Below are 22,871 nucleotides of genomic sequence, written 5' to 3'. Positions count from 1 at the left end.
GACCGCGAAGGTCACCGCGCTGGCCGGCGCCGTCGCCCTCGCCTCGGGCCACAACGCCAAGCCGCCCGCCAGGCTCCACGCCTGCGCGTGTCCCAGCCGGCGCAGCGCCCGCGCCGCCTGGGCGCTGCGGTTGCCGCTGCGGCAGAAGAAGACCACCGGCGTGTCCGGCGGCAGCGCGCGCCATCGCGGCAGCGCATTGACCAGCACCGACAGCGGCACCGGTTCCGGCGCGAGTTCCTCGGTCGGGCTCAGCCGGGCCTCGTAGGCTTCGCGGACGTCGACCAGCACCGGTTTCGGCCCGACGCCATCGCTCAGCAACTCCTGCAGCCCCGCGACATCGAGCTCCACCCGCTCCGTCGCGCGGGCGCAGTCCACCCGCGCGCCGCACGCCATCGTCTGGTACTCGGTCGGCGCGAGATCGCGCTCCAGCTCCGCCTTCTCGAGCGCGAAGGCCTCGGCGCTCAGCCGGCCCTTCAGCACCCCGTCGAGCAGCGGCTGCGCGCCGCATTCCACCGCCAGCGTCGTCGCGAAGCGGTCGTCGTAGTCATGCCCCGGCATCAGCAGCACGTGCTCGCCGACATTGCGCGCCAGCGTCTTCAGCGACGGGCCGAAGGCGCTCGGCGCGCTCTGCGCGAAATCGCTGCGCCCCAGCGCACCCGGCATCACCGTGTCGCCGACGAAGGCCGCCACCAGCTCGCCGCCCGCGTGCAGCAGGTAGGCGGTCGAATCCTCGGTATGGCCCGGCAGCGCCAGGCGCGACAGCCGATGGCCACCCAGCGCCACCACCTCGTTGCCGCGCGGCCAGCCCAGCGCGTCGATGCGCTCGGGCCAGGCGTCCTCGGCCAGCAGCTCAGGCACCGCGTCGCGCAGCGTCTGCGCCGACGAGGCATGGTCGCCATGGCTGTGGGTGTCCAGCACCGCGGCCAGCGTCAGCCCGCGACATCGCATCCATTGCGACAGCGTGGCGGTCAGTTCCGGCAGCGGATCGATGACCGCGCAGCGGCGGCTGGCCGCGTCGGCGACGACGTAGCAGCACGCGCCGTCGACGACGAAGCGCGTCAGCAGCTCCGGCGCCTGCGGGTTCTCGTCGGGCGCCGGCATCTGGCAGGTCGCGCGCAGCGAGGCGCCGCAGTCGCGCAGACGGCGGCAGGCCTCGTCGATCGTGGCCTCGGCATCGGCGGCGCCGAAGGACAGCCGCACCGCCGACGCCGCGCGCCACGCGGGCAGACCCATCGCCTGCAGCACGTAGCTGGGCTGGGCCTTGGCCGCGCCGCAGGCGGAGCCGCCGCTGACGCGCAGCCCGGCGGCGTCGAACAGGTCGAGCAGCAGCTTCGCGCTCAGCCCCGGGACGGAGACGTTGAGCGTGGTCGGCAGGCTGGTGTCGAACGGCGCGTTGAACACGACGCCGGGGAAGGCGTGGAGCAGCGCGTCGGCCAGGCGCTGGCGGTGGTCGAGCAACTGGCCCAGCGAGGCGAAGGTCCCGCCCTGCTCGAGCGCGTCCAGCACCGCGCCGAGCGCGGCGATGCCGGCCATGTTCTCGGTGCCCGAGCGCAGCGCGCCTTCCTGGCCGCCGCCGGCCAGCAGCGGCGTGAACGGCGCGCCGTCGCGGACGTAGAGCATGCCCACGCCCTTGGGCGCGTAGAGCTTGTGGCCGGAGAACGGCGCGTAGTCGATGGCGCGCTCGCCCAGCAGCAGCGGCAGCTTGCCCAGCGCCTGCACGCCGTCGACCAGCCACAGCGCGCCGGTGCCGCGCAGCGCGTCGGCGATGCCGTCGAGGTGGCTGATCACGCCGGTCTCGTTGTTGGCGGCCATCGTGCAGACCAGGCCGGCGGCGGGCGCCTGCGCGCGCAGCCAGGCCAGGTCGTGGCGGCCGTCCAGGCCGACGGGAATCGCGACGATCTCCAGGTCCAGGCCCAGCAGGGTGTTCCAGTGCTTGAGGGCCTCGGGCACGGCCTTGTGCTCGGTGGCGCCGTACAGCAGCCGCGGCGGGATCGCCTCGCCGGCCTCGCGGCGCTGGCGCAGCGCGCTGAGCGCGGACAGCACCGCGGTCTGGATGCCTTCGGTCGCGCCGCTGGTGAACAGCAGCCGCCCGGTGGGAGCGCCCAGCACGCGGCGCGCGGTGGCGCGCACCTCGTCGAGCCGGGCGCGGGCCTTGAGGCCGCTGCCGTGGATGCTGCTGGGGTTCCCGAAGGCCTCGGCCATCACGGACAGCGCGGCGTCGCGGGCCTGCGGCAGGACGGGGGTGGTGGCGTTGGCGTCGAGATAGATTTCCATGGCCGACGATTGTCGGAAGGCATCCGTGGAAACCGCATGCAAAATCCGCCTTTGCTTAGCCAGTTTCGGCAAATGCATGCCAAGGACCGTGGAAATGGCGAAATTGGATTCCATCGACCGCAAGATCTTGCAGCTTCTGCAGCAGGATGCCTCGATCCAGGTCAGTGACCTGGCGGCTGAGGTCGGCTTGTCGACGACGCCGTGCTGGCGCCGGGTGCAGCGGCTGAAGGAAGCGGGGGTGATCACCCGCAACGTGATGCTGGTGGATCCGAAGCAGGTGAACGTCGGGGTGACGGTGTTCGTGTCGGTGCGGACGAACGTGCATTCCCAGGCCTGGGTCGAGCAGTTCCGCGCGGCGGTGGAGGCGATCCCGGAGGTGGTCGAGTTTTACCGGATGAGCGGGGACGTGGACTACCTGCTGCGGGTGGTGGTGCCCGACATCGCGGCCTACGACCAGGTCTACAAGCGGCTGATCGCGGGGACGCAGCTGTCGGACGTGAGTTCGAGCTTCGCGATGGAGGAGCTGAAGTTCACGACGGCGTTGCCGTTGTCGTACATCGCTTGAGGCGGAGCGCCCTCGCCTCTCCGCCGCCGAGAGCCGCCCGCGTCAGGGCGGCCCCGTCGCTCAGGCCTTCCCGAGCGTGTGCGCGGTGATCGTGTAGCCGAACGGATCGCGGAACGCGAAGTAGCGGCCGAAGGGACCGTCCTTCGGCGGGAACGCGATGGCCACGCCGCGGGCGGCGAGGTGCTCATGCAACGCGTCCGCGTCGTCGCAGCCGAACCAGAGGGCGATGCCCTCGCCCAGGCCGTCCGTGCCGCTCAGCGGGGCGATGGGCTTGCGCACGGCGAACGGGATTGGTTGGGTGTCGAAGACGACCGCGCCGGGCGGGCTGAACGCCGCCGTCTTCAGCCCGAGCACGTCGGTGTAGAAGGCGCGCGCGCCGTCGAGGTCGTCCGTCTGGATGCCGATGAAGTCGGGGCCGATCAGGTGAGGCATGGTTGATTCCTTGCGTTGGGATGTCGCGCAGATTATCAGCACCCTGATATCAATGCAAGGGCCCTGATATTCGACAGGGATAGAGTCAGTCCTTTACGTATAAGCGCCCTGACACATGAAGCCCAAGACGCCGCCAGTGATGGAGGATCCGTACGCGACGATCGGTTATGCGCTGAAGCAGGCGCAGCAGGCGCTGCGCACGCGCATGGACGCGGGGCTGCGGGAGATCGGGCTGACGACGCCCCAGTACGCGGTCCTCAACTACCTGAAGGACGAGCCGGGGGCCTCGAATGCCGCGCTCGCGCGCCGGGCCTTCGTGACGCCGCAGACGATGCAGGCGATCCTGGTCGCGCTCGAGCGCGCGGGGTTCATCGCCCGGACGGCGCATCCGGAACACGGGCGTGTCCAGCAGACGGAGCTGACGAAGGCCGGCCGACAGGCGCTGCAAGCGGCCACCGGCATCGTGGCCGATGCCGAACGACAGCTGCGGGAGGCAGCCGCGCCGCTGGATCCGAAGACGGTGGCGGCGGTGCTGATGCGGTTTGCGGAGGCGTTGCGGTAGGGGCTGGACGGCCGCGTCGACGGCCTGCTCCAGAGCGACCTGTTGGGCCGCAGCCACGACGACCCGAGCCTCTTCAATGCTCCGCCTCGTTCCTGAACAACAGGCTTGAGTGACGACCAGCAAAGACTGCTCATCCAAAGGCGATCGGTGCCTGCCCTACTCCCGTGAGGCTGACCTCCCCAATTAAGTCCTACAGGCGACGGGTACCACCCATCGAAGCCATTTCGCCGCCGAAATACGGCCCGGGTTGCCTGAGCCCCACTCGAAAGTCCATCCCCCCTCGCCGTTCGCCTTTGACACCAGAGCCCTGCGCAGACTGCGCCGCGTCCGGACAGGACATGCAATCAGGAGGATTCGTTTGAAGATCGATTCTTCGTATGCCCGCGTTGCGGTGCTCGGCATCACGGTCTTGATCGGCCACCAAGTCACCAGTCGACCCTGTCTGGTCTCGGTGGCGGGTCTCGCGCTCGCTGAGTTGGTCGGAGGCATGCTGGAGCGGCGCCACGCGCGGCGGACGGCTGAGGGAGCGTCCAGCGACGACGGCAACGCCCCAGTCAGGCTGCCATGATCCGCGGCTCCCGACCGCCGCGCCCGCGCGGCGCCGCGCTCACCACTTCAGCCAATGCCGCCCCGCGAGCGCCCCCAGCGCCGCCGACATGCCCATCCCGAGCACGTACCAGATCGCCACGAATGGGGCCTGCATCTCCGGGCAATGCAGCGAGTACACGCACGCCCCCGCCGCGCCGGCCAGCCAGCCGGCCGCGGCGCCGGTGAGGACCGGCCGCGTCGGCGCCAGCCCGCGCAGCGCCCACAGCAGCCCGACGCCGATCGGCAGCGCCGTCGCCGTCACGTTGAACACGCAGGTGCGCCAGGTCGTGCCCAGCACCAGCGGTAGCCGCGCGGCGGGCTCCGCCATCCATAGCACCACCGCCGCCCAGATCCACAGCAGCGACACCGGCAACCAGACGCCCAGCCACCAGCCGTTCATCCGCGCCCCCGGATGCCCCAGCCGGAACACCACGACCAGCCCCGTCGCCGCCACCGCCAGCGGCATCGCCACCTTCTGCCAGAACGCGGCCGTCGCCATCACCTGCGCCAGGTCGGCGCGGATGCCGTAGGCCGCCTGCACCCAGGCCAGCGCCAGCGCGATGCCCAGCGCCAGCGCGATCGCGAAGCGACGCTCGCCGGCATGCGCCGGCACCGGGCCGGCCTCCCGCGCGAGCAGTCCGATCAGCTCGTCGGTCTTCATGTCATGTCCTTCCATAACCGCGCCAGCGCCTTGAGCCCGCGGTGCACGCCGACCTTCACCGCCGATTCGCTCATTCCCGTCAGCCGCGCCGTCTCCTGCACCGACAGCCCCTCGAGCTTCGTATGCAGGATCGGCAGCCGCTGGTTCGTCGGCAGCTGCTCCAGCAGCCGCCCCAGATCGCGGCGCGACTCGCCCGCCTCGTGGTCCGCCGTCGCGAAGACCGCCAGGTCGTCGTCCAGCGGCTCGTTCAGCGCCTCGTGGCGCTCGCGCCGGCGCCACAGGTCGACCAGCTTGTAGCGCGCCACCGCGTGCACCCAGGCCGTCAGCGGCTCCCCGCGCCGGTAGCTCTGGCGCTGCGTGTGCACCGCCATCAGCGTCTCCTGCACCAGGTCCTCGACCTCGTCCGGCAACTGCTGCAGCCGGCGCCGGAAGTACCCGCGCAGCAAGGCTCCCAGGCGCTGCAGGAAGCGGTGGTAGGCCGCCGCATCCCCGTCCAGCCCGGCGACGAAGAGGTCGTGCAGCTCATGCTCGGTCGCGATCACGGGATCTATTCGCGTCATGGGGCCGGAAGGTTACAGGGCTCCTGAAAAAAATAGTCGAGGACTTTTTCGATGTCGCTGTAACCCGCCGCGCCGCCGTCGCGAATTAGCTCCCGGAACGCGACGGCAGTCCGCCGCGTCCTTCCTCAACCTCGCATCCACGCACAAGGAGTGCCCCATGAAGTCGACCACCCTGAGCCTCGCCCTGGTCACGCTGACCGCCCTGTCCGCCTCCGCGATGGCGCAAGACGCCAAGCCCGCCGCCGCCGAGAAGGAACGCTGCTACGGCGTCGCGATGGCCGGCAAGAACGACTGCGCCGCCGGCCCCGGCACCACCTGCGCCGGCACCGCCAAGATGGACTACCAGGCCAATGCCTGGAAGTACGTCCCCGCCGGCACCTGCACCGCGATCAAGACGCCCAAGGGCATGGGCTCGCTGGCGCCGGTGAAGTCCTGACCGGATCCGCGCCATGACACGCATGCTGGGCGCGGGCCTGGGCTTCAAGCCGGATTTCGCCGAGGACGCGTTCGCCGCGCGCGACGCGGGTCTGTGGTTCGAGGTCCATCCCGAGAACTACCTCGTCGCGGGCGGCCCGCGCCTGGCGCTGCTCGAGACCCTGCGCGCGACGCATCCGCTGTCGCTGCACGGGGTGTCGGCCTCCCTGGCCGGCGCCGCGCCGCCGGACCCGGCCCACCTCCAGCGCTTCGCCGCGCTGGCCGACCGGCTGCAACCGGCGCTGGTGTCGGAGCACCTGGCCTGGAGCCGCTTCGGCGGCGCCTACGCGCCGGACCTGCTGCCGGTGCCGCGCACCGGCGAGGCGCTGCGCCGCGTCGCCGACAACCTGCAGCGTCTGCAGGACGCGCTGCGCCGCCGGGTCGCGATCGAGAACCCGTCCCACTACCTGCCCCTCGCCCACGACTGGGGCGAGGTCGATTTCCTGCATGAGCTGGTCCGCCGCACCGGCTGCGGCCTGCTGGTCGACGTGAACAACGTGTTCGTGTCGGCGAGCAACGTCGGACTGGACGCCGACGCGTGGATCGACGCGATCGACGGCGACGCGGTGATGGAGATCCACGTCGCCGGCCATCGCGCCGACGCGGACGCCGCCACCGGCCTGCTGATCGACAGCCACGACGCGCCGGTCGCGCCGCCGGTCTGGGCCTTGCTCGAGCGTCTGACCGCCCGCATCGGCCCGCGGCCGACGCTGCTGGAGCGCGACGGGAATCTCCCGTCCTTCGACACCTTGATCGCGGAACGCGGCCGGGCGCAGGACGCGCTCGACGCGGCCGCCGCGGTCGCCACGCCGATGGAGGTCGCATGACGCTCGTCGAATTCCAGGAAGCGTTCTGGCGCGACCTGTGGGCCGACGCCGACCCGGCCGCGCCCCGGCCGGCCGCCTTCAAGGTCTACCGCAACACCGTGCTCAAGGGCTGCGCCGATGCGCTGGTCTCGCTGTACCCGGCGGTGCATCGGCTGACCGGCGACGCCTGGATGCAGGCGGTCGCGCTCGACCACGCGCGCCTGGCGCCGCCCACCGGCGGCGACCTGCAGCACTACGGCGAGCGCTTCCCGGCGTTCCTCGACCAGGCGCTGGCGGACTCGGACCTGCCCTGGCTCGGCGAGGTCGCGCGGCTCGACCGGCTCTGGAGCGACAGCCATGTCGCCGCCGATGCGCCGATGCTCGGCCTGCGCGAGTTCGCCGCGCTGGCGCAGGCCGGCGATGACCGCCTCGCCCGTTCGCGGCTGGTGCCGCATCCCGCGGCCCGGTGGCATTGGAGCGCCGGCTGGCCGGCCTTCAGCCTGTGGCGGGCGGCGCGTGACGCCGCCGACGACCCGAACCCGTCGCACTGGGACGGCGAAGGCGCGTTGATGACGCGCCCCGCCGGCGCGGTGCGCGCGCATCCGATCGATGCCGCCGAGGCCGCGTTGCTCGACGCCTGCGCCGACGGAATGCCGCTGGGCGCGGCGCTCGACGCCGTCCAGGCCCGCTTTCCCGACTTCGACCCCGGCGCCGCGCTGGGCCGCCTGCTCGACCACGGCGCCTTCACCGCCGTCACGGAGATGTCCTCATGAACACCATCACCCCGACCACCTCGTCCTCCGCCTCCGCCGGCGCCCCGTCGTCGCTGACGACCGCCCCCTCGCTGCTGGCCGCGATCCGCGACCGGCTGGAACGGTGGATTTCCCCCGACCTCATCGCCCTGGCCTGCCGCTTCAGCATCGCCGGCGTGTTCTGGCTGTCGGGCCGGACCAAGGTCGAGGGCTGGTTCACGCTGACCGACACCACCTTCCTGCTGTTCCGCCAGGATTACGCGCTGCCGCTGATCCCGCCCGAATGGGCCGCCTACCTGGCCACGACCGCCGAGCACGTGCTGCCGATCCTGCTGGCGCTGGGCCTGGGCACCCGGCTGGCCGCGGCGGGCGTGCTGGGGATGACGGCGGTGATCCAGACCTTCGTCTACCCGTCGGGCTGGCCCACCCACCTGAGCTGGGCGGCGCCCATGCTTTACCTGCTGGGCCGCGGCCCGGGGCGGTGGTCGCTGGACCATGTCCTGTTCCGGGGTTCCGTCCGACACCCTTGAAACGTCAAGGCCCGTCCATATAATCTCCCTGCTAGCACTCGCATGGGTCGAGTGCTAACAAGCCCCGAGAGGCGACTCCCGGGGCTTACTTCTTGTGATGGGCTGGCCGGTGCGATGAGCGCACGGCGGGTCCAGGAATCAAGTCAGCACAGTCAAGGAGATCTGATGAAACTGCGTCCTCTGCACGATCGCGTGATCGTTAAGCGCCTGGAAAACGAAACCAAGACGGCCTCCGGCATCGTCATCCCCGACAACGCCGCCGAGAAGCCCGACCAGGGCGAGGTGCTGGCCATCGGCCCGGGCAAGCGCAACGACAAGGGTGAGTTCGTCGCCCTGAACGTCGCCGTCGGCGACCGCGTGCTGTTCGGCAAGTACAGCGGCCAGGCCGTCAAGGTCGACGGCGAAGAACTGCTCGTGATGCGCGAAGAAGACCTGTTCGCCGTCGTCGCCAAGTAAAGCTACTGCGCGGCGCGCTGGCGTCGTCGGGCGGTGCTCGGGATCCTCACGACCTCAAGGTCGCTCCGGTCCCTCCGCTCCTGCCTCCTAGCCAGCACACCGCTCGCTACGCTTTCCTCGGCAACGACCCGAGCGCTTGGCGTGGCAGTCAATTCATAGATCAGATTTCGGAGAGATACACATGGCAGCAAAAGACGTTGTCTTCGGCGGCGAGGCCCGTGCCCGCATGGTCGAAGGCGTGAACATCCTGGCCAACGCGGTCAAGGTCACGCTGGGCCCCAAGGGCCGTAACGTGGTGCTGGAGCGCTCGTTCGGCGCCCCCACCGTCACCAAGGACGGTGTCTCGGTCGCCAAGGAGATCGAGCTCAAGGACAAGCTGCAGAACATGGGCGCCCAGATGGTCAAGGAAGTCGCTTCCAAGACCTCGGACAACGCCGGCGACGGCACCACCACCGCCACCGTGCTGGCCCAGGCCATCGTGCGCGAAGGCATGAAGTACGTGGCCGCCGGCATGAACCCGATGGACCTCAAGCGCGGCATCGACCGCGCCGTGGCCGCCCTCGTGGAACAGCTGAAGAAGGCCTCCAAGGCCACCACGACGTCCAAGGAAATCGCCCAGGTCGGCACGATCTCGGCCAACTCCGACGACTCGATCGGCCAGATCATCGCCGAGGCGATGGACAAGGTCGGCAAGGAAGGCGTCATCACCGTCGAAGACGGCAAGAGCCTGAACAACGAGCTGGACGTCGTCGAAGGCATGCAGTTCGACCGCGGCTACCTGTCGCCCTACTTCATCAACAACCCGGAAAAGCAGTCGGCGATCCTGGACAACCCCTTCGTCCTGCTCTACGACAAGAAGATCTCCAACATCCGCGACCTGCTGCCGACGCTGGAAGCCGTCGCCAAGGCCGGCCGCCCGCTGCTGATCATTGCTGAAGAAGTCGACGGCGAAGCGCTGGCCACCCTGGTGGTCAACACCATCCGCGGCATCCTGAAGGTCGTCGCCGTGAAGGCCCCGGGCTTCGGCGACCGCCGCAAGGCCATGCTGGAAGACATCGCCATCCTGACCGGCGGCAAGGTGATCGCCGAGGAAGTGGGCCTGTCGCTGGAGAAGGTCACGCTGGCTGACCTGGGCCAGGCCAAGCGCGTCGAAGTGGGCAAGGAAAACACCACCCTGATCGACGGCAACGGCGCCGCGGGCGACATCGAATCGCGCGTCAAGCAGATCCGCGCCCAGATCGAGGAAGCCACCAGCGACTACGACCGCGAGAAGCTGCAAGAGCGCGTGGCCAAGCTGGCCGGCGGCGTGGCCGTCATCAAGGTCGGTGCCGCCACCGAAGTCGAGATGAAGGAGAAGAAGGCCCGTGTCGAAGACGCGCTGCACGCCACCCGTGCCGCCGTCGAGGAAGGCATCGTGGCCGGCGGCGGCGTCGCGCTGCTGCGCGCCCGTCAGGCCGCTGGCGAGATCAAGGGCGACAACGCCGACCAGGACGCCGGCGTCAAGCTGATCCTGAAGGCCATCGAAGCCCCGCTGCGCGAGATCGTCTACAACGCCGGCGAGGAAAGCTCGGTCGTCGTCAACAACGTGCTGGCCGGCAAGGGCAACCACGGCTACAACGCCGCCAACGGCACCTATGGCGACATGATCGAGATGGGCATCCTGGACCCGACCAAGGTCACCCGCACCGCGCTGCAGAACGCCGCCTCCGTGGCGTCGCTGATGCTGACGACCGAGTGCATGGTCGCCGAGGCGCCCAAGGACGAGTCCTCCGCGCCCGCCATGCCCGGCGGCATGGGCGGCATGGGCATGGACATGTAAGGTCCGCCCGGGCCGGCCGGGGGCAGGCGCTCGCGCCCTCCCCCGCCACGCTCAAGCAAGGGGTCGCTTCGGCGACCCCTTTTTTCATGACGCCGGACTTTTCGCCTGCCGCGCCATCCCTTCGCGCCAGGCACGGGAAGTTGCATCCGGCGCGGTGCCGCCATCGGTTCGGACTGTTGCGCTTGGATACGCTTCGGGCTTCCGCATTGCCGCCTCGGCGCGCGCCTTTCGCCCAGAATCGTCCCGACCCGCCGCCCCTCCCGGCGCGCGGCCATCGGGCTTTCCCCAGGTCGCACGGCCCCACGGGCCTGGGGGATGTCACATGAATCAGGGGCGACCATAATGTGCTGACAACTTGTCACAAATGATGTCCCAAGCGTCCTCGCCTTCCCTCCAGACCCTGGTCGACGAGACCCTCGCCCATGTGCCTGCGCTGGCGCATGCGGTCTACAACGGCTTGCAGGATGAGCTCAAGAGCCGGCTCGAGCATCACCAGTTGCTCGCCGGATGGTCCAAGCGGCGCGCGCATTTCGCCTCGGACCTCGAGGGCTCGCTGGGCCGGCTGCTGTCGATCGCGCGCGAGGGCGGCGACCCGCTGCAGCGCGAGCGCGCGGCCCCGGCCAGCTTCGGCGAGCTGTCGCTGAGCCTGGTCGACGAGGGCCAGGCGCTCAAGGACGTGGCGCTCTCGCATGTGATCACCGCGATCGAGGACCAGTCCAAGGCCGAGTTGCACCAGCTCAGCAACTTCTTCGCCGCGCTGCGCGGCATCGCCCGCCCGCTGAAGAACGACAACCCGCTGCGCGCGGCGCTGTTCGCGCAGGGCCTGGCGCGCGCGATCGAGGGCGTGGACCTCGATCCCGACGGCCGCTACGCGCTGATGCGCCTGGCCGCGCAGCCGCTGGCGATCAAGCTGCAGCCGATCTATGCCCGGCTGTGCATGGGCCTGCGCCAGGCGCACCTGAGCGGCATGCTGACCAGCCATGGCGCGGCGCTGAAGGAATCGGACCTGCGCCTGCGCCAGTTCAAGAGCATCACCGAGGCGCCGACCACGCAGAACGCGACGCTCGACCAGGTCGCGATGAAGCTGGACCTGATGAACACGCGCAATGCCGAGCTCGCGCCGGCCCGCATGCCGGTGCGTCCGGCGGCGGGCGGCACCGCGGTGGCCGCGCCCCCCGGCCCGGCGCCGCGGCTGGGTCCCGGCGTCGGCGCGCCGGGCACCGACCTGCTCTCGCGCCTGTATGACCAGATCCTGGCCGACGACAGCCTGCAGCCGCCGCTGAAGGTGCTGATGGGCCGGCTGCAGGTCGCGATCGTGCGGCTGTCCCGCGCCGACTCGACGCTGCTGCGCCGCCAGGACCACCCGACCTGGCAGCTGCTGAACCGCATCGCCGCGCATGGCGCCGGTTTCCAGCGCGCGGACGACACCGAGCTGAAGGCCTTCCTCCAGTTCCTGGAGCGGGTGATCCAGCCGCTGCTCGACAGCGCCCATCCGTCGGCGCTGCAGTTCCAGCAGGCGCTCACCCAGGTCGACAGCCACATCCGCGCCCAGGCCGAGGCCCGCGGCCAGCGCAGCGCGCTGGCGCTGGAGCGGCTGGACCGCGAGCAGCGCCGCCAGGAATGGCAGCGCATGCTGCGCGACCAGCTGCAGCACCAGCTCGACGACGCGCAGGCCGGCAAGCTGATGCGGCGTTTCCTGCTCGGACCCTGGGTGGAGGTCATCGCCCAGGCGATGGTCCAGCACGGCCGCGACGCGTCGGAACCGCAGACCTATGTCGAGCTGGTCGACGCGCTGCTGCACAGCGTCGCGCCGCAGCCGGACGAGGCCGCGCGCCAGCGCCTGCGCGGCCAGTTGCCCGACCTGGTCCGCGCGCTGGAGCGCGGCATGGACGAGATCGCGCTGCCGCCGATGCAGCGCCAGACCTTCCTGGACGAGCTGATGCGCCAGCACGGCCGCGTGCTGCGCGGGCTGCCGGCGGTGGAGCAGGCCGCCCCGGCCGCGCCGGCGCCGCGCCGCCCGGCCCTGACGCCGGAGGAGCTGTTGCAGCAACTGCTCGACGAGCGGGAATCGCAGCTGCCCTCGCGCTGGGCCTATGAGCGCGTCGACCGCGGCCAGCTGCCGACGGTGCCGGTCGCGCTCTACGACGAGGAGCACTCGCCGCACGCGCGCGCCGCGCTGCAGGACTGGATCGCCGGCCTGCAGATCGGCGGCTGGTACCACCTGTTCCTGCAAAGCGAATGGGTCACCGCGCAGATCGCGTGGATCAGCGACAGCCGCCAGATGTTCCTGTTCATCGGCCAGTTGCCCGAGGAGCGCCACTCGGTGACGCGCGGCGCGCTGGAACAGCTGATCGCCAACGGCCTGATCACGCAGCTCGAGGACGAGCCGCTGCTGCAGCGCGCCATCGGCACGCTGATGCTGGACCTCGACCGCGCGCCGGCCGACGGCGCCGATCACTGACGGACACGATCCCGGCCCCGTGCGCCGGGCCGGTTCGGGTCACAATGCGCCCGCCTCGCGCCGTCGCCGCGGGCCGTACCGCCTCCCGATGTCCGCCGATCCCCGAGCCCCAAGCGCCGCCGCGCGCCGACCCCGCCTGCGTGGCCTGCTGCTGGCCGCCGCGCTGACCGCCGTCCTGGGCGCGGTCACCGCGCCGGCCGCCCTCGCCCAGACCGTCCCGCCCAATCCGCCGCCCGGCCCGGTGCCGACGCCGGCCGCCGACCAGGCGCAGCGCCCGCGGCTGGGCCTGGTGCTGTCGGGCGGCGGCGCCCGCGGCCTGGCGCACGTCGGCGTGCTCAAGGTGCTGGAGCGCGAGCACATCCCCGTCGACATCGTCACCGGCACCTCGATGGGCGCGATCATCGGCGGCCTCTACGCCAGCGGCATGTCGGCCGAGGACCTCGAGCGCGAGCTGACCCGGATCGCCTGGGACCGGCTCTTCGCCAGCCGCGTCGACCGCCAGGACCTGTCGCAGCGCCGCAAGGAGGAGGACTTCGAGTTCTCCGCGACGATCGAGTTCGGGCTGCGCGACGGCGAGATCCGCGTGCCCACCGGCACGTTGTCCAGCCGCGGGCTGGAGGCGCTGCTGCGGCGGCTGACGCTGCCGGTGCGCAACGTGCGCCAGTTCGACCGGCTGCCCACGCCGTTCCGCGCCGTCGCCACCGACATGGAGAACGGCCATGAGCGCCTGCTCGCCGAAGGCGACCTCGCGCTGGCGCTGCGCTCCAGCATGAGCGTGCCCGGCGTGTTCGCGCCGGTCGAGTGGGAGGACCGCATCCTGGGCGACGGCGGGCTGGTGAACAACCTGCCGGTGGACGTCGCCCGCGAGATGGGCGCGACGCGGCTGATCGCGGTCAACGTCGGCACGCCGGTCGGCGGCCGCGAGACGCTGAACTCGCTGATCGGGCTGACGGCGCAGATGATCAACATCCTCACCGAGCAGAACGTGCAGCGCTCGATCGCCAGCATGAGCGCCGGCGAGGACCTGCTGATCACGCCCAAGCTGGGCACGCTGACCTCGGGTGACTTCGACAAGGTGCGCGCCTTCATCCAGGCCGGCGAGGACGCCGCCGAGGCGCTGCTGCCGGAACTGCGCCGCTATGCCGTCGACGACCGGACCTACGCCGACTGGCAGGTCGCGCGCACCGGGCTGAAGGTGCCGGCGGTGATGCTGGCGGCGGTGAAGCTGGAGGGCTCCGACAACACCAACCCGGAGCGCTTCCGCTCGCAGCTGGAGTCGAAGGCGGGCCAGCCCTTCAACAACGAGACGGCCGAGCGCGACATGCGCACCCTGTCCTCCAGCGGCGACTACAACCGCGTCGACTACCACGTCGAGCAGCGCGCCGAAGGCGAGACGCTGGTCTTCAACATGGAGGACAAGCCCTGGGGGCCGAACTACTTCCGCGTGGGGATGGACCTGTCGACCGACTCGGGCGGCGACAGCTTCTTCAACCTGCGGGTGAGCCACAACCGGCACTGGCTGACCGACAAGGGCACCGAGTGGCGCAACCAGGTGACCATCGGCGAGACCCCGCGCCTGTACACCGAGCTGTACCACCCGCTGGGCCTGAAGCTGGGCATCGCCGACGACTGGTTCGCCAGCGCCTGGGCCGAGGCCCGCCAGCGCAAGCAGATCGTCTACGGCAACAACGACCCGGACGACGCCAACCTCGGCCAGGCGCGGCTGGTGCGGCGCGACGCGTCGATCGGCATCGACATCGGCCAGCCCTGGGGCCGCCTGGGCGAGGTGCGCCTGGGCGTGATCAGCCAGATCCGCCACGCGCGGCCGGACCTGATCACGGTGCTGCTGCCCGACATGGGCAAGCTGCGCTGGACCAGCTACGAGCGCGGCTTCCGGCTGCGCACCGTCGTCGACCAGCTGGACTACGCCAACTTCCCGCAGCACGGCTACCGCTTCACCGGCGAGGCGCAGGGCGGCCGCCAGGACAACCGCAACCTCAGCAGCGGCCGCTTCCTGCGGCTGAACATGGACGGCAACGTGGTGCGCAGCTTCGGCGGCCACACGGTCAGCCTGTACGCGCGCGCCGTGGCGTCGCAGCAGCCCGACGACACCGGCCTGGGCGGCGACACGCTGGGCGGCTTCCACCAGCTCTCGGGCTACAAGCCGAACCAGTTGAGCGGCAACTCGCTGCTGTTCACGCGGGCCACCTACTACCGCCGGCTCAACGACTCGCCGCTGTTCTCGCGCGGTTTCTTCGTCGGCGGCACGCTGGAGGCGGGCAACACCTGGCTCTCGCGCCGCGACATCAGCGTCAAGGACATGCGCTACGCCAGCAGCGTGTTCCTGGGCTCGGACACCGGCCTGGGCCCGCTGTACGTCGGCATCGGCTACGCACCCAAGGGCGGTACCGCGCTGTACGTGTTCATCGGCCGGCCCTGACGGGCGGGCGGGCCCGGCGCCTCCCGGCGCCGCGGTCGGTGGTCAGCGGTCAGCGGCCGGCGTCGTCCGAGGCGTCGCCGGCCTCATCGCCGGCTTCTTCACCGGCCTCATCGCCGTCCGACCCGTCCTCGCCGTCGAGGCCGTCCTCGTCCGACGGCTCGTCCGGCTCGCGGTGGGCCCAGTCGTAGAGCAGCTCGGCCACGTCCTCCAGTCCCTGCTTGTTCAGCGCCGAGAACAGCGTGACGGCGATGTCCGAGTCCTCGGTCGCCAGCACCGCCAGGTCCTTTTGCACCTGCGCCAGCACCGCCGCGCCTTTTTTGCGGTTGAGCTTGTCGGACTTGGTCAGCACGACCAGCAGGCTGACCTCGCCGGCGGTGACGCGGTCGGAGACGAACTCCAGCAGCTGCTTGTCGAGGTCGGTCAGTCCGAGCCGCGAATCCACCATCAGCACCACGCCGGACAGCGATTCGCGCTGGCCGAGGTAGTCGGCCATCACGCGCTGCCAGCGCAGCTTGGCGTCGCGCGCGACCGCCGCGTAGCCGTAGCCCGGCAGGTCGGCGAACAGCGCGTCCGGCGCGTCGCGCGGGCCGACCGCGAACAGGTTGATGTGCTGCGTGCGGCCCGGCGTCTTGGACGCGAAGGCCAGCCGCTTCTGCTGCGCCAGCGTGTTCACCGCCGTCGACTTGCCGGCGTTGGAGCGGCCGACGAAGGCGATCTCCGGCAGGCGGCGCGGGGGCAGGTCTTGCGCCAGCGCCTCGCCCTCGCTGGCGACGGCGGAACCGGCGTCGGCCTCGGGGGCGCCGACATCGGCGTCGTCGAGGAATTCGTCGTCGAAGTCGTCCAGGTCCGCGTCCGGCGCGGCCTGGGCGTCCAGGGCCTCCTGGGCGGCGCGCGCGTCCGCCGGCAGCACGCCGTTCACCGGCAGGTGCTTGAGCTGGCTGGCGGTGGTCAGGAAGCGCGCGGTGTGGGTCCAGGTCAACGCGCGCTTGCCCGGGGTCAGCGGGACGGTGCTGGCGGGCTTGACCGGCGGGGGCAGGCCTTGCGCCTTGGCTTTCTCGTTGGCTTTCGCGCGCGCCTTGGCGGCCGCGCGCATGCCGGTTTTCCCGGGGCCTTGCTTCTTCTTCGACGCTCCGGCGCGTCCCGCGCCACGGCCTGCGGGTTTCCCTGGGGCCGCGGGAGCGGGTTTCTTGTTGGAATCGGTCATCGCGCTGCGGGGCTCAAAAGAGGTGCCATTGTAAGATCCCGCGCTTGCGCTCACCCGACCCTCAACATTCATGAAGACTGCCGCTTTCTTGTTGTCGAGCATGGTTTTGATGTCCGGCGCCGCCATCGCCGCCGAACCCCAGGCAGCAGCCGCCAAGCCCGACCTGACCAAGGGTCAGGCGATCAGCTCCCAGGTCTGCGCCGCCTGCCACACCGCCGACGGTTCCCGCGGCAGCCCCGCCAATCCCATCATCGCCGGCCAGCACGCCGACTACCTCGCCAAGCAACTGCACGAGTTCAAGTCGGGCAAGCGCAAGAACGCGGTGATGTCGGGCATGGCCGCGCCGCTGTCGGACGACGACATCCGCAACGTCGCCGCGTTCTACGCCAGCAAGGGCGCCAAGCCTGGCTTCGCGAAGAACAAGGAGCTGATCGCGCTGGGCGAGAAGATCTACCGCGGCGGCATCGCCGACAAGCAGGTCCCGGCCTGCGCCGGCTGTCACAGCCCCAACGGCGCCGGCATCCCCGCCCAGTACCCGCGCCTGGGCGGCCAGCACGGCGACTACACCGAGGCCCAGCTGACCGCGTTCCGCGCCGGCGGCCGTCCGAACAGCCCGCAGATGCTGGCGATCGCCGCCAAGATGAGCGACCGCGAGATCAAGGCCGTCTCGGACTACATCGCCGGCCTGCGCTGAGCGCGGCGCCGGTTTTCCCGCCCGAGCCGCTCCGACGGCACGCCTAACGCACACCCCGTCCGCAGTCCCGACGAACGAGGCCGGTGAACCGATCACCGGCCTTCGCATTTACCGGCGCTCACCCGGTCCGTCATGCGGGACGACGACAATCGCGCCCCATGACCGAGAAGTCCCCCCAGAGTCCCGTCGGCCGGCCGCCGGCCCAGGCGGCCCGCGCCGCGCTGGCCGAGGCGATGGAGCTGCTGGCGTCGATGCGCTTCGCCATCGCGCTGCTGACGGTGCTGTGCATCGCCTCCGTCATCGGCACCGTGGTGCAGCAGCGCCAGCCGATGACGAACTACGTCAACCAGTTCGGCCCGTTCTGGTCCGAGCTGTTCGGCCGCCTCGATCTCTACACCGTCTACAGCGCCTGGTGGTTCCTGCTGATCCTGGGCTTCCTGGTCGTGTCGACCAGCCTGTGCATCGCGCGCCACGCGCCCAAGATCCTGCGCGAGCTGAAGACCTACAAGGAGTCGATGCGCGAGCAGGCGATCCAGGCCTTTCGCCACAAGGCGCTCGGTTACCTGCACATGAACCCCGAGGCGGCGCTGGGCCAGGTCAACGCCTGGCTGTCGGCCGAGGGCTGGAAGGCCCGCGCGCAGGTGCGCAACGGCGGCGTGATGATCGGCGCGCGCAAGGGCTCGGCGCACAAGATCGGCTACCTGGCGGCGCATTCGGCGATCGTGCTGATCTGCCTGGGCGGGCTGTTCGACGGCGACCTGGTCGTGCGCGCCATCATGTGGGCGCAGGGCAAGCAGGTCTACCAGGGCGCCGACCTCAACCAGATGGCGCCGGTCAACCGGCTGAGCCCGTCCAACCCCAGCTTCCGCGGCAACCTCTACGTGCCCGAAGGCAGCCGCTCGTCGACCGCGCTGCTGTCCATGCCCAACGGCGTGGTGGTGCAGGACCTGCCCTTCGACGTCGAGCTCAAGAAGTTCATCGTCGAGTACTACGCGACCGGCATGCCCAAGCTGTTCGCGAGCGACATCGTCATCCACGACAAGCGCGACGGCTCGACGACGACGGCCACGGTGAAGGTCAACGAGCCGGTCACCCACCGCGGCGTGACGCTGTACCAGAGCAGCTTCGAGGACGGCGGCTCGGCGCTCAAGCTCCAGTTGCGCGCGCTGCAGGCGGCGCACGACACGCCGCTGGCCGGCCGCGTCGGCGCCACCACCACGCTCACCGCCGACGGCGAGTCCTACGGCCTGGAGTTCACCGGGCTGCGGGTCATCAACGTCGAGAACTTCGCCGGCGACGGCCAGAACGGCACCGACGTGCGCAAGGTCGATCTGGTGGGCCGGCTGGAGCAGCACCTGGGTTCGGGCGCGAACACCAGCGACAAGAAGACGCTGCGCAACGTCGGCCCGTCGTTCAGCTACAAGCTGCGCGACACCAGCGGCCAGGCGCGCGAGTACAACAACTACATGCTGCCGGTGGAGCTCGACGGCCACCGCGTCTACCTGCTCGGCGTGCGCGACACGCTGGCGGACAACTTCCGCTACCTGCGCGTGCCGGTGGACGGCAAGGACAGCCTGGAGGGCTGGCTGGCGCTGCGCCGCGTGCTGGCCGATCCGGCGCAGCGCCTGCTCGCGGCCAAGCATTACGCGCTGGCCGCCAGCCCGCAGGACAAGCCGGCGATGCAGGCGCAGCTGGAGGCGACGGCCTTGCGCACGCTGACGCTGTTCGCTGGCGCCGAGGGCCTGAAGGCCGACACGCCGGCGCAGGGCGCGGCGATCGGCGGGCTGCCGGCGCTGTCGCAGTTCATCGAGCGCGAGGTGCCCGAGCCCGAGCGCGCCCGCGTCTCCGAGGTGCTGCTGCGCATCCTCAACGGCAGCCTGTTCGAACTCCACAAGCAGGCCGAGGAACAGCTCGGCCGCGCGCGTCCGGAACCGGGCGAGGCGACGCAGGCGTTCATGACGCAGGCCGTGCTGTCGCTGTCGGACGCGATGTTCTATCCGGCGCCGGTCCTGATCCAGCTGGACGACTTCCAGCAGGTGCAGGCGAGCGTCTTCCAGGTGACGCGTGCCCCTGGGCAGACGCTGGTCTACCTGGGCGCCGTGTTGCTGATCGTGGGCGTCTTTGCGATGCTCTACGTGAAGGATCGCCGGCTGTGGCTGTGGCTGGAAGCCGCGCCGGGCCGGCCCGAACAGACCCGCGTGCGCATGGCCCTGTCCAGCAATCGCGACACGCCCGACCTGCCCGTGGAATTCGAATCGCTCAAGCAGCGGCTGCTGCATGAGGAGGCCTGACATGAACAGCACCACCACCACCGCGGACCCGTCCGAGCTGCCCTCGTCGCCCTCCGCGGGCTCCGAGGGGACGCCGGCGCGCTCGCTGGTCATCGGCAAGCACGGCTACTTCCAGGGCCGCAACGCGTTCGACTGGCTCTTCGCGGCGCTGGTGCTGGTGGGCGCCGGATTCGCGTTCAGCCGCTACCAGGCGTCGATGGACGTCTACGAGAAGGGCATCCTGGCCTGCGCGACGCCGGCGCTGATCGCGCTGGGCTGGTTCTGGCGGCCGCTGCGGCCGCTGTGCCTGATCGTCGGCGCGGCCAGCCTGTTCGCGATCCAGCTCTACCTGCGCCAGACCGACGCCTTCGGCGCCGACCTCGCGGCCGCCGACAAGGTCTTCTTCCTCAAGTACCTGCTGTCCAGCCAGAGCGCGATCCTGTGGATGAGCGTGCTGGTGTTCATGAGCACGCTGTTCTACTGGCTCGGCTTCTTCCAGAAGACCGCCGGCCACAGCGCGGCCGAGGCGATCGGCACGCGGCTGGCGTGGGGCGCGGTGGGCATGGCGCTGATCGGGACGATGGTGCGCTGGTTCGAGAGCCATCAGATCGCGCCCGACATCGGCCACATCCCGGTGAGCAACCTCTACGAGGTGTTCGTGCTGTTCACGTGGCTGACCACGCTGATGTACCTCTATTACGAGCAGCGCTTCGCGACGCGGGCGCTGGGCGCGTACGTGATGCTGGTGGTCAGCGCGGCGGTCGGCTTCCTGCTCTGGTACACGGTGGCGCGCGAGGCCCATGAGATCCAGCCGCTGGTGCCGGCGCTGCAGAGCTGGTGGATGAAGATCCACGTGCCGGCGAACTTCATCGGCTACGGCAGCTTCGCGATGGCGGCGATGGTCGCGCTGGCGACGCTGCTGAAGACCGAGAAGCTGCGGGCGCTGGTGATCGGCCTGATCGGCGTGCCGGTGGGGCTGGTGCTGGTGCTGCTGGCGTTCCGCTTCGGCGCGAACGTGAACCCGGAGACCGCCGCCGGCCTGGACGGCTGGGCCGGCAAGATGGCCGGCGTCGCGGTGTTCCTGGCGGCGAGCGTCGCGTTGCGCCGCCCGCTGACCGCGCGGCTGCCGGCGCTGCCGACGCTGGACGACCTGGCCTACAAGGCGATCGCGCTGGGTTTCGCCTTCTTCACGATCGCGACCATCCTGGGCGCGTTCTGGGCCGCCGAGGCCTGGGGCGGCTACTGGAGCTGGGACCCGAAGGAGACCTGGGCGCTGATCGTCTGGCTGAACTACGCGGCCTGGCTGCACATGCGGCTGATGAAGGGCCTGCGCGGCGTGGTCTCCGCCTGGTGGGCGCTGATCGGGCTGCTGGTCACGACCTTCGCCTTCCTGGGCGTCAACATGTTCCTGTCGGGGCTGCACTCGTACGGGACGCTGTAAGGCAGCCGGCGGGCCGCTCCGGCGCGCCGCCCCCTCGGGCCGGGGGACCTTAAGCGCGACCTCATGTCAAGCGGCTTCGCCTGGCGTAAGGTTCGAGCCTTCCTCCCCCCGAAGGTCCGCCATGCATTTCCACAAGCCCCGCGACGGCCAGCGCATCCCGTCTTCCCAGATCACCCCGCGCGAGGTCTACGGCGCGCGCCGCGACTGGCTCAAGGGCGCCGGCGCGATCGGCCTGGCCGGCCTGGGGCTGAGCGGCGCCTCGGTCCAGGCCCAGACCGCCGGGCCCGGCAAGCTGGCCAAGCTGCCCGGCGGCAAGAGCGCGGTGGCCGGCGCGGCGGTGATGGAGAAGCTGACGGCCTACAAGGACGTCACCTCGTACAACAACTTCTACGAGTTCGGCACCGACAAGTCCGATCCCGCGGAGAACGCGCACACGCTCAAGCCGCGGCCCTGGTCGGTGGTCATCGAGGGCGAATGCGCCAAGCCCGGCCGCTGGGGCCTGGACGACCTGCTCAAGGCCGCCCCGATGGAGGAACGCGTCTACCGGCTGCGCTGCGTCGAGGGCTGGTCGATGGTGATCCCGTGGGTGGGGTACTCGCTGGCGGAGCTGCTGAAGAAGGCGGAGCCGACCGGCAAGGCCAAGTACGTCGAGTTCACGACGCTGGCCGACAAGGCGCAGATGCCGGGCGTGCGCTCGGGCGTGCTGGACTGGCCCTATGTCGAGGGCCTGCGCCTGGACGAGGCGATGCATCCGCTGACGCTGATGGCGTTCGGCCTGTACGGCGAGGTGCTGCCCAACCAGAACGGCGCGCCGCTGCGCCTGGTGGTGCCCTGGAAGTACGGCTTCAAGTCGGCCAAGTCGATCGTGAAGATCCGCTTCGTCGAGAAGCAGCCGGTGAGCAGCTGGACCAAGGCGGCGCAGCAGGAATACGGCTTCTATTCCAACGTCAATCCGCAGGTCGACCACCCGCGCTGGAGCCAGGCCACCGAACGCCGCATCGGCGAGGACGGCCTGTTCGCCAAGCGCCGGCAGACGCTGATGTTCAACGGCTATGAAGCGCAGGTCGGCCAGCTGTATGCCGGCATGGACCTGAAGAAGAACTTCTGATCGCGACGCCCGCCGCCCCCGCCAGCCCATCGCCGATGACTTCCGCACCGACTTCCCCCACCACCACGACATCGCCACCGCGCCGCGCCCCGGCCCGGCGCCATCCGCTGATGCATCCGGCGGCGAAGGTCGTGCTGTTCGTGCTGTGCCTGTTGCCGCTGGGGTGGTACGTGTACGGCGCGACGGTGGCGCCGGACCTGCTGGGCGCGAACCCGGCGGAGACGCTGATCCGCGGGCTGGGCGACTGGGCCTTGCGTTTCCTGTGGATCACGCTGGCGGTGACGCCGCTGCGCACCTGGACGAACCAGCCGACGCTGGCGCGCTTCCGGCGGATGCTGGGATTGTTCGCGTTTACCTACGCCAGCCTGCACCTGCTGGCCTACGGCTGGCTCGACAAGGGGCTGGACCTGGCCGACATCCTCAAGGACATCGGCAAGCGGCCCTTCATCCTGATGGGCTTCACCGCCTGGCTGCTGCTGGTGCCGCTGGCGGCGACCTCGTTCAACCGCGCGATCAAGGCGCTGGGGGCGCCGCGCTGGCAGCTGCTGCACAAGCTGGTCTACGCGATCGCGGTGATCGGGCTGATGCACTTCATCTGGATGCGCGCCGGCAAGAACAACTTCGCCGAACCCGCGGTGTACGGCGCGATCCTGGCGGTGCTGCTGGGATGGCGGCTGTGGCGGCGGCTGCGGCGCTGAGCGCGGGAACACCGCCGGACATCGGACGGCGCGCCTGACGCCCGCGCGTCGCCAGACGGCGGGGTCGAGGCCGTCG

Annotated in this window: 20 protein-coding genes; 15 read left to right on the top strand and 5 right to left on the bottom strand. The window is 70.5% G+C overall.

Features of this window, described 5'->3' with window-relative positions:
* Positions 1-2,274 (bottom strand): aminotransferase class V-fold PLP-dependent enzyme (locus N5D62_RS20465; protein WP_279759732.1); only part of this gene is annotated, 2,274 nt, incomplete at its 3' end.
* Positions 2,275-2,377: 103 nt separating this feature from the next.
* Here N5D62_RS20465 and N5D62_RS20460 point away from each other — a divergent pair.
* Positions 2,378-2,839 (top strand): Lrp/AsnC family transcriptional regulator, encoded by a 462-nt coding sequence (locus N5D62_RS20460; protein ID WP_279759738.1) that lies wholly within the window; start codon positions 2,378-2,380, stop codon positions 2,837-2,839.
* A 60-nt stretch (positions 2,840-2,899) separates the two neighbouring features.
* Here N5D62_RS20460 and N5D62_RS20455 read toward each other — a convergent pair whose 3' ends face one another.
* Positions 2,900-3,271 carry a VOC family protein gene (locus N5D62_RS20455; RefSeq protein WP_279759731.1) on the bottom strand — a complete coding sequence of 124 codons (372 nt, stop codon included), beginning with the start codon at positions 3,269-3,271 and terminating at the stop codon, positions 2,900-2,902.
* A gap of 115 nt (positions 3,272-3,386) precedes the next feature.
* Here N5D62_RS20455 and N5D62_RS20450 point away from each other — a divergent pair, with 115 nt between their 5' ends.
* On the top strand, positions 3,387-3,833 hold the full coding sequence (locus tag N5D62_RS20450; protein WP_279759730.1) for a MarR family transcriptional regulator: 447 nt from the start codon (positions 3,387-3,389) through the stop codon (positions 3,831-3,833).
* A 607-nt stretch (positions 3,834-4,440) separates the two neighbouring features.
* Here N5D62_RS20450 and N5D62_RS20445 read toward each other — a convergent pair.
* Together N5D62_RS20445 and N5D62_RS20440 are read right to left on the bottom strand one after the other, a co-directional pair.
* Entirely contained in the window at positions 4,441-5,082 is a 642-nt protein-coding gene (locus tag N5D62_RS20445) for a DUF1109 domain-containing protein (protein WP_279759729.1), read from the bottom strand.
* Positions 5,079-5,642 carry a sigma-70 family RNA polymerase sigma factor gene (locus N5D62_RS20440; protein WP_279759728.1) on the bottom strand — a complete coding sequence of 188 codons (564 nt, stop codon included), beginning with the start codon at positions 5,640-5,642 and terminating at the stop codon, positions 5,079-5,081. Before N5D62_RS20440 ends, N5D62_RS20445 begins: the two co-directional genes overlap by 4 nt.
* Before the next feature lie 157 nt (positions 5,643-5,799).
* On the opposite strand from N5D62_RS20440, the gene N5D62_RS20435 reads away from it, so the two are divergent.
* From N5D62_RS20435 to N5D62_RS20400, 8 genes are all read left to right on the top strand, one after another.
* Positions 5,800-6,078, top strand: a complete 279-nt coding sequence (locus N5D62_RS20435) for a DUF2282 domain-containing protein (protein WP_279759727.1) — start codon at positions 5,800-5,802, stop codon at positions 6,076-6,078.
* Between the two features lie 13 nt (positions 6,079-6,091).
* Entirely contained in the window at positions 6,092-6,943 is an 852-nt protein-coding gene (locus N5D62_RS20430) for a DUF692 domain-containing protein (protein WP_279759726.1), read from the top strand.
* On the top strand, positions 6,940-7,695 hold the full coding sequence (locus tag N5D62_RS20425; RefSeq protein ID WP_279759725.1) for a DNA-binding domain-containing protein: 756 nt from the start codon (positions 6,940-6,942) through the stop codon (positions 7,693-7,695). Before N5D62_RS20430 ends, N5D62_RS20425 begins: the two co-directional genes overlap by 4 nt.
* The gene (locus tag N5D62_RS20420) at positions 7,692-8,204 is read left to right on the top strand and encodes a DoxX family protein (RefSeq protein ID WP_279759724.1); all 513 of its coding nucleotides are present in this window, start codon (positions 7,692-7,694) and stop codon (positions 8,202-8,204) included. Before N5D62_RS20425 ends, N5D62_RS20420 begins: the two co-directional genes overlap by 4 nt.
* 165 nt (positions 8,205-8,369) lie before the next feature.
* A complete protein-coding gene (locus N5D62_RS20415) occupies positions 8,370-8,660 on the top strand; it encodes a co-chaperone GroES (RefSeq protein WP_279759723.1) in 291 nt (96 codons plus the stop codon).
* 181 nt (positions 8,661-8,841) lie between these two features.
* Positions 8,842-10,479 (top strand): chaperonin GroEL, encoded by a 1,638-nt coding sequence (gene groL, locus N5D62_RS20410; RefSeq protein ID WP_279759722.1) that lies wholly within the window; start codon positions 8,842-8,844, stop codon positions 10,477-10,479.
* Positions 10,480-10,846: 367 nt separating this feature from the next.
* Positions 10,847-12,940, top strand: coding sequence for a DUF1631 family protein (locus tag N5D62_RS20405; RefSeq protein ID WP_279759721.1), 2,094 nt, complete (start codon positions 10,847-10,849; stop codon positions 12,938-12,940).
* 88 nt (positions 12,941-13,028) lie between these two features.
* Entirely contained in the window at positions 13,029-15,380 is a 2,352-nt protein-coding gene (locus tag N5D62_RS20400; protein WP_279759720.1) for a patatin-like phospholipase family protein, read from the top strand.
* Positions 15,381-15,429: 49 nt separating this feature from the next.
* On the opposite strand, the gene yihA is transcribed toward N5D62_RS20400, so the two are convergent.
* Positions 15,430-16,131: a ribosome biogenesis GTP-binding protein YihA/YsxC gene (yihA, locus tag N5D62_RS20395; protein ID WP_279759737.1), complete on the bottom strand. Its 702-nt coding sequence runs from the start codon at positions 16,129-16,131 to the stop codon at positions 15,430-15,432.
* A 523-nt stretch (positions 16,132-16,654) separates the two neighbouring features.
* Between yihA and N5D62_RS20390 the strand changes: the two genes are divergently transcribed.
* The 5 genes from N5D62_RS20390 to N5D62_RS20370 all read left to right on the top strand — a co-directional run bounded on the left by N5D62_RS20390 (position 16,655) and on the right by N5D62_RS20370 (position 22,795).
* On the top strand, positions 16,655-17,278 hold the full coding sequence (locus N5D62_RS20390; protein ID WP_279759719.1) for a c-type cytochrome: 624 nt from the start codon (positions 16,655-16,657) through the stop codon (positions 17,276-17,278).
* Positions 17,279-17,436: 158 nt separating this feature from the next.
* Positions 17,437-19,569, top strand: a complete 2,133-nt coding sequence (locus N5D62_RS20385) for a cytochrome c biogenesis protein ResB (protein WP_347881828.1) — start codon at positions 17,437-17,439, stop codon at positions 19,567-19,569.
* A 1-nt stretch (position 19,570) separates the two neighbouring features.
* On the top strand, positions 19,571-20,989 hold the full coding sequence (ccsB, locus tag N5D62_RS20380) for a c-type cytochrome biogenesis protein CcsB (RefSeq protein ID WP_279759718.1): 1,419 nt from the start codon (positions 19,571-19,573) through the stop codon (positions 20,987-20,989).
* Between the two features lie 121 nt (positions 20,990-21,110).
* Positions 21,111-22,097, top strand: coding sequence for a protein-methionine-sulfoxide reductase catalytic subunit MsrP (msrP, locus tag N5D62_RS20375; protein ID WP_279759717.1), 987 nt, complete (start codon positions 21,111-21,113; stop codon positions 22,095-22,097).
* Positions 22,098-22,207: 110 nt separating this feature from the next.
* Positions 22,208-22,795 carry a sulfoxide reductase heme-binding subunit YedZ gene (locus tag N5D62_RS20370; RefSeq protein WP_279759735.1) on the top strand — a complete coding sequence of 196 codons (588 nt, stop codon included), beginning with the start codon at positions 22,208-22,210 and terminating at the stop codon, positions 22,793-22,795.
* The last annotated feature ends 76 nt before the right edge of the window (positions 22,796-22,871 follow it).

Source organism: Mitsuaria sp. GD03876 (assembly GCF_029840635.1).
Lineage (GTDB): Bacteria > Pseudomonadota > Gammaproteobacteria > Burkholderiales > Burkholderiaceae_C > Roseateles.
Note: the sequence above shows the minus strand (reverse complement) of the source record. Positions and strands in the feature narration are given on the sequence as shown.